The organism is Leptolyngbya sp. PL-A3 (genome assembly GCF_039962325.1).
GTDB lineage: Bacteria > Cyanobacteriota > Cyanobacteriia > Elainellales > Elainellaceae > Vacuolonema.
Map to the genome: position 1 here is coordinate 47,764 of NZ_JAMPLB010000047.1, position 7,411 is coordinate 55,174.

4 protein-coding genes are annotated in these 7,411 nt (G+C 49.0%); 3 read left to right on the forward strand and 1 reads right to left on the reverse strand.

Annotated elements, in window-relative coordinates:
• Positions 1–74 precede the first annotated feature (74 nt).
• The gene (locus NDI52_RS25470) at positions 75–2,741 is read right to left on the reverse strand and encodes a hypothetical protein (RefSeq protein WP_190772807.1); all 2,667 of its coding nucleotides are present in this window, start codon (positions 2,739–2,741) and stop codon (positions 75–77) included.
• Between the two features lie 883 nt (positions 2,742–3,624).
• On the opposite strand from NDI52_RS25470, the gene NDI52_RS25475 reads away from it, so the two are divergent.
• The 3 genes from NDI52_RS25475 to egtD all read left to right on the forward strand — a co-directional run bounded on the left by NDI52_RS25475 (position 3,625) and on the right by egtD (position 6,583).
• Positions 3,625–3,813 (forward strand): CsbD family protein, encoded by a 189-nt coding sequence (locus tag NDI52_RS25475; RefSeq protein WP_190772808.1) that lies wholly within the window; start codon positions 3,625–3,627, stop codon positions 3,811–3,813.
• A 470-nt stretch (positions 3,814–4,283) separates the two neighbouring features.
• Positions 4,284–5,549: an ergothioneine biosynthesis protein EgtB gene (egtB, locus tag NDI52_RS25480; RefSeq protein WP_190772809.1), complete on the forward strand. Its 1,266-nt coding sequence runs from the start codon at positions 4,284–4,286 to the stop codon at positions 5,547–5,549.
• A 53-nt stretch (positions 5,550–5,602) separates the two neighbouring features.
• On the forward strand, positions 5,603–6,583 hold the full coding sequence (egtD, locus tag NDI52_RS25485; protein WP_190772810.1) for an L-histidine N(alpha)-methyltransferase: 981 nt from the start codon (positions 5,603–5,605) through the stop codon (positions 6,581–6,583).
• The last annotated feature ends 828 nt before the right edge of the window (positions 6,584–7,411 follow it).

The following is a 7,411-nucleotide window of genomic DNA, read 5'->3' on the forward strand; positions in this document are numbered from 1 at the left end:
AAATTCGGTGAAAGAACCTTGTTATGGTTCTTTCACCGGAAATCTAAATACTGAGCTGAGCGACGTAGAGAAAACTATGCCAACGTGCTGCTAGATGCCATGCCTCGGAAATTGGACTCCGTCAACCCTTCGAGGGCGAGGGGTTGGGGTGCAGCAAGGGGATCCAGGGACGTTGTATTGCCATTGCCAACACCCGGGAGTGAGAGGACATCGCTATTGAGTGTGGCGATCGCCCCCGGTTGCCCGGCTACGGACGCCTGTAGGGGATGAGTAGGAGCCATCCATAGAGAAGCGGGTTGTTCACATCCTGGGAATTGACCGCCGACCAGAAGCTGATCGGTTGCAACATCGCTACCATTCACACCACGACTACCGCCAGGGGTGGGCACCTGTGTTGTTCCGCTAATGGGGTCATCGGAAACAGAAACGGTGACATCATCTGTGACGGCTTGCAAGCTGAAGTCGTCTCCACCGCGATTGGAGGCTTGAATGGAGCCATCAGAACCACTGGGGGCAAGGCTATTGGGGTCGTTCATAACACGGCGATCGCTGGTGTTGCTCCCATCGACCGTGACCGCCAGGGGGGCGATCGCATTCGTTTCACTAAAGCCGCTGGTCGTCAGGGTCGTGGGGCTAGAACTTCCCGCGCTCAGGCGACTTTGAATGATGTCTTGCAATGCACTCCATTTAGGACTGGTGGTTTGATACAGGCTTTCCCGTGCCCCCCAACTGCCCCATTTGCTGGGGGTATAAACGTCGCTAAAGTTGGTAAATAAATCTCCACCTGAGTTGTTCCAGTTATTGAGATATTGCCGATACAGGTCGCCCATACGCGGGTCACGGTTAGCGGCAATGAACAAGTTGGTGATGGCCTGGTTATTCGCAACGTTACCTACTCCCGCCAGGTGCTGCCCGCCTTCATAAGCTGTCATCGTCAGGCCATTTTGCCGGGCCAGGCTAGCAAAGTTTTGCATCCATCGCGTCGCAGAAGCCAGGGCACCCCCGGTGGGGCCGCCGCTCAACTGGCCACCACTGGAGAGTTCGCGGAATAGCCGATTAAGACCTCCATCTGCGTCCCGAGTCCAACTGGTGATGGTGCTTTCGTATTGGGAGTTGCCCAGGTAGCCGCCAAAATAGGGGGCGATCGCAATGGTATCAATCCCGGCTTGCTGCGGTGTCCAGCCCTGGCTACGAATGTAATTCAAGACAGACGTGGCAGTTCCCGTATTCGCAGCCTGAGCGGCTAATACGCCCATCACTCGACCTTTATCTGCACCAAATACCGAATCAAACATTCGGGTAATATCAGTGGTGCGCTTGGCGAAAAAGAGGCGATTGCGATCGAAGTCACTGCTGCCCTGATTGGGAAATAGAAGATTGCCCTGTTGTGTGGCGTAGCTGGTCTGGGAAAATATCCCATTCCATACTTCATTCGAGTACTCCACATACACTTTCAGCCCAGGATTGAGATGCTCTTTCACATATTGGGCAAAGTTGCGAACGTAGTCATCGGTGGCCTGATGGGGGATGTTAAACCAGGGGTCAACACCGGTCTGGTTTGCCAATTGCACCATCAGTTCCAGCGGCACTCCATCGGCCGAGTAAATGGCGTCGTTGGCCTGAGGGCGATCGCTCCAGTTTCTCTGGGTGGAGTTGTTGGTATCCATCCAATCCATAAACCGCAGGGTTTCCATTCCCCGCACGCTGTTAACAAAATCAGGATTAAAGGGCTGTGTCTGGTAAATGTTGATGTAGGGCTCTGGAATCACACGAATGTTGCGGACGTAATTACCCGTGCGATTAGGATCGGTGCTGACGATACTGAGCTGAATGGGGTTGTTGCCCGTGGTCGTGATCACATCCCGTCCGGGGCGTGAAGCGGTGGTGTCACGAGTGCCATTCCCGGCGTAGCGCAACTCCCCTTCCCCGTCATACAGCACGATGTAGCGATTGAACTTGGCGGCTGTAGGAACCAGGGTGGTGACTCGATTGAATTGCAGGCCACTGCTGCTAGTGGGTAGCGATCGCACCCAACCCTGGCTATCCAAATCAATGCGACTGGTTTCCCCAGTATTCCAGGTGCTGGATGTTCCCGGTATCCAGGCACGGGCGTTTTTGAAGAAGTCGGTAAAGGGATACTGAGTTGACCAATCGCTAATACCGTTTAGATTGGTGCCAATGTTTGTATTGGCTGCCGCGGTGCCCGTGGTGGGGGGTGTGCTGCCGCCGCTGGTGGGAGGTGTGCTACCTCCTGATGGGGCAGAGATAGGCACAAACTCAATGTAATCAAACCGAGCATATTCGCCCTGATTGCGCGTGCCTTGAATCTCGATGCGATCGCCCGGATTCAACTGAATTGAGTTATGGGTTACACGTGTTGTGAAGGTTCTGGGACTGGCGAGGTTATCAAGGGTGCTGCGATTGAACGAAAAGGAGTTACTCTGCCCAGCAACGCGAATAGTTGCCGAAGCGACGCCATCATTCTCATCAAAGTAACCTACACGAACCTGGTAAGTACCTGCTGGCCCACTAAAGGTGCCAACAGCGGACCCTGTATTGCTGGTCGATTGGTTTAGGGAAATCTGGCTTCCCCCAGAAGCTCCAGAACCCGAGGTCGTTTCAGTACGATATCCCGTTAACGTCAGACGCTCAGCTTCAATGCGAATGGGCGTAGCCGTGGTTGTTAGCTCAGTGCCTAAAAGATTGGTTTCCTGAGAAAGGAGCGTATTGTTAGTCGCCATCTATTTGTCCTCTGAACGAAATGTTTGCACAGATTGCACAGCAAAATCTGTAATGAATTGGCAGACGCAAACGATCGAATGACAGAATCAAACGATGGTTAGGGAAACTGTTTCATAAGGTTTAGCGAAACTTTTGAGAAACTGTTCTCCCAATACTTGAAATTGACCTGACAAGACTAGGAATACAGGTGGAATGAAACTTACTGAAAAACTTCCTCCCAGAACTTAGCCTAATGTTTATGAAGATGGCAACAATTTTCTGATGTCTACTGGAATTAATTTATTCATTCTTATAAGCACTTTCTATTATTAGAAAACGCAAGCAACTGTCTTATCACGGAAAACATAGAACAAATATTTTTTTGCACAATTTCCGGATGCTTAAACTCTGGTTAAATTTAGGGATATCGGAGGAATTGTCATGAAAAATTGTAGAAAAAACCAGTAGAAGTACGGATTTATCTTGCTGAGTAAGGAGACGGGAATATTATTTATTACTGCAAAAGTAAAATACTCAGCGCGAGTGGTAGTAGAAAACGGGTAATAACCCTGAAATATAGATTTGTGATAAATAAGTCATCTAAAAGTCAAGAAATATCAGTTCTGTGAGTCTTTCAGGCGGCTTGCTTGGCCTCTTGAAGGTTGTGCCGGGCGATCGCACCAAACATGGAAGAGTGTTTTTTCTACCAGCGGATTGATACAGGTTCAGGCTAACGATAGAGCCAGGTTCAGCGATCCAGTTGCTACGCTTGTTAAATACTAAGGTCTGTTTTAAGGGGTCTTTTTCCTACGCGAAGCGCACGAAAAAATAACTCTTCCAACCAGCTTTAAAACATACCCTAGATTTTTCTAACCCTATAGAAGCGATAAAAGGAATATAACCATGAGTATCAACGATAGAGCGAAAGCAACAGGTAAAAATATTGAAGGCAAGATTCAAGAAGCGGTTGGCAAGGTGACAGGCAATCCTCAAGATGAAGTGGCAGGCCGGGCAAAACAGCAAGAAGCATCCGCTGAACACACCGTAGAAAACATCAAGGATAATTTGAAAAAAGCAGTAGATGGACTATAAATAGCATCTGCAAGCCGCTTTAGTGAATGAGATGAAACCCTGAGGGAGTTGGGGCGATCGCCCCAACTCCCTGACACAAGAAGAAACAACCATCTTGAAAGCATATAAGAAGCATCCCATCTTCGAGGATGCTTTTTTTGTATGCTCACGCGAACACAAAACAGTCATGTTTCAAACAAATGGATGGGGTGTGATGAAAGGGACATAACTGTCTCTTTCATCACACCCCATCTGCATAAGTACAAGTCCGCATGAAGCGACAAGCGCAAGAAGCATAGGTAAGTCCTATCCTAACCACTTAATGACTTTTAGACTATATAATCATCAAGTTACTCCTTTAAATAGGCTGTATTTCCCTATCAACCCACGGGATTGTACAAACGCAACACTTGTATTCTTCCTTATAGAACTGGCGGGAACTGTGTTCTCTCCCTAAGCTATTAAAGACTATTTCCAGGGAACCCCCTACCATGGTTATTCCAAAGTCTCTCGTTCACACGCCAGTTCCTATCGCTCTGGCGGACGCCTATCCCCAGGTGCGCCGCCTGAGTGAAGCCATCTGCAACCCCCTGGCGATTGAAGATTACGGCATCCAAAGTATGCCTGATGTGAGCCCCCCGAAGTGGCATCTGGCTCACACCACCTGGTTCTTTGAAACATTTCTACTCGTGCCCCATTTGCCGGGGTATGAGGTGTTTCACCCCCAATATGGCTATCTATTCAACTCCTACTATGAGGCAGTGGGGCAGCGTCATCCTCGACCTCAGCGGGGGTTACTGTCTCGCCCCACGGTGGAAGAGGTGTATCGTTACCGGGCCTACGTGGATGATGGGATGCGATCGCTCCTCAACACACCGCTCAGCCCTGAAGTAAAAGATCTGATTACGCTAGGACTCCACCACGAACAACAACATCAAGAATTACTGCTGACGGACATCAAACACATTTTTGCGATTAATCCTCTACGTCCTGCATACCGAACTGATCTGAAGGAGGCCACGCAATCCACAACTCCTTCTAAAGAGTCCTGGCTGGATTATCCCGGCAACCTCTATGCCATTGGCTTTGAGGGCAATGAGTTTGCCTTTGACAATGAACTGCCCCGGCACCAGGTCTACCTTCAAGACTTTTGGTTGGCGGCCCATCTCGTCACCAATGGAGAATACCTGGAATTTATTGAGGCTGGGGGATACCAGCAACCGGATCATTGGCTATCGGAGGGCTGGGCAACGGTGCAAACGCAGCGCTGGGAAGCCCCCCTCTACTGGGAGAAACGGGATGGTGACTGGTGGATTATGACGTTGGGAGGAATGCGTCCATTAAACCTCAATGAGCCTGTTTGCCATGTCAGCTTCTTTGAAGCAGATGCCTACGCTCGCTGGGCCGGAAAACGGCTGCCTACAGAGGCAGAGTGGGAAGTTGCAACGGCATCTGTGCCAGTCAAAGGCAACTTTCTTGAAGATGATTACCTCCATCCCATACCCGCTGCTGGTCTAACTCGTCCCGACCAGTTGTTTGGGGATGTGTGGGAATGGACGCAGAGCGCCTATCTTCCCTACCCCGGCTTTAAGACCGCACCTGGGGCAGTGGGTGAGTATAACGGCAAGTTTATGTGCAACCAGATTGTGCTGCGGGGCGGTTCTTGCGTGACGCCTCCAAACCACATTCGTCCCACCTACCGCAATTTCTTCCCGCCCTCAGCTCGCTGGCAATTCAGCGGCTTCCGGTTGGCATAGCAACAACGAGAGATCCCCCCATTCTCAAACCACTTATTTGGAGACAACATTCAATGGCTGCAATTCTCAATCAGCAAGCCCCCGTTACCCTTTACGACTTGCATCCGCCCCTGGAGGATTTTCGAACCGAAGTGTTGCAGGGCTTAAGCCAGCCACAAAAAACACTTTCCCCTAAGTTCCTGTATGACAAGACAGGTTCGGAGTTGTTTGACGCCATCTGTGAGCTGGATGAGTATTATCTGACCCGTACAGAGATGGCAATTTTGCAAACCAATGCGGCAGAAATCGCCACATTCATTGGAGATGGTGTGCTGGTCGAATTTGGCAGCGGCAGTAGCCAGAAAGTGAGGCTCTTACTGGATGCCATGCCCCATTTAGAAACCTATGTTGCCCTGGATATTTCCAAACAACACTTGTATGAATCTTGTGTGCAATTGGTCGGGGCTTATGAAGGATTAGAGGCGATCGCCATCTGCACTGATTACACCCAACCCCTCCATCTTCCAGAAATTCCGCCTTTGAAAGGCAAGCGTAAGGTTGGTTTTTTCCCCGGTTCTTCCATTGGTAACTTAGAACCTACGGATGTCATTCAGTTTCTCAAAAATGCGGCCATGATTCTGGAACCCCAGGGAGATTTCCTCATTGGAGTTGACCTGAAAAAGGATAAAGTTATTTTGGAGCCAGCTTATGATGATGCAAAAGGTGTCTCAGCCGCGTTTGCATTAAATGTATTGACCCGTATCAACCGTGAGTTGAACGCCAATTTCAACCTGCAAAACTTCTCTTACAAAGCGTTCTACAATCCCATCGGGCGGATTGAAATGTACATTGTCAGCCTCATCGAGCAAGAGGTTCAAATTGGAGATGCGAGTATTTCTTTCCAGGCGGGTGAGCACATTCGCACTGAACATTCTTACAAATACAGCACCGTTGAGTTCCAAGACTTAGCCGCTATGGCAGGATTCCAGACGAAATGTGTTTGGACTGATCCCGATCAACTTTTTAGCCTGCATTATTTACACTCCGTTGCCTAGGAAAAGTTAACGCTGAGTGCCCGTGAGATCCCCCGGCTCTTTCCCAAAGAAAAGCTAAAGTCGTAAAACGGCTTTTATACCACAGCAAAGCCATCTCTCCAATCCCGCGTCAAACGCGGGATTCAGGGGATCTCATTTGCCCCACAGCGAAAAACCTGGTTTTTATGAGGTAGTTTTATTTTTTGTCCTGCACTGAGCAACCCAATATGAAGCTGCTCTGTCAGCTTCATATAGAAACGGTATTGGGTCGGCCACTGCATAGTTTGGTAGAAATGTCATACTCAAAATTAAGGTTTTACAGAAAATTTATTGCTTCCAAGAAACAGAGAAGTATTCAAGCTTTGTACGTAAAGTCTCTGTAATTACCCGTTAAACTTTTGAGCTACCTCTGTCTTTAGACTTAAATATACGAATATAGTCGAGGAGAGGCTAGTTTTGAGGTCAGTCAATTTACCGATGGTTGAACCATAGAAGCGTAGTTCTCTTTCCGCCCGAAGGATAAAATCGGTATTATTGCGCTGTCAAGCCGCCGATTGGGTGCCCACTAGGGCCGTCTACTGAGAAGGTGTTTGAAACTGCATTCCCGTCAGGATATTTACTGCTCCTGCATCTCGATTCCAGTTTCAACTACCTTCCTGGCAGTTGGTCCCTCAAGTTCAAGTTCAGTCTCGTGAGCATCATCGTGTTATTCAGTCAACTCAACCACCCGAACAGTTAGGGTGAACGCATACGTTTCTTAATAATTGAGTGGCAGGAGTTGGAACTCAGGAGAAGAGAGCGTAGAATCCAGAGCAGTCCTGATGTTGAGGAGTGTTCTGTGATGATTGA

Bases quoted from the DNA above. Each gene is read 5' to 3' on its own strand.
- NDI52_RS25470 (WP_190772807.1), bottom strand. From the start codon at position 2,741: ATGGCGACTAACAATACGCTCCTTTCTCAGGAAACCAATCTTTTAGGC.
- NDI52_RS25475 (WP_190772808.1), top strand. From the start codon at position 3,625: ATGAGTATCAACGATAGAGCGAAAGCAACAGGTAAAAATATTGAAGGC.
- egtB (WP_190772809.1), top strand. From the start codon at position 4,284: ATGGTTATTCCAAAGTCTCTCGTTCACACGCCAGTTCCTATCGCTCTG.
- egtD (WP_190772810.1), top strand. From the start codon at position 5,603: ATGGCTGCAATTCTCAATCAGCAAGCCCCCGTTACCCTTTACGACTTG.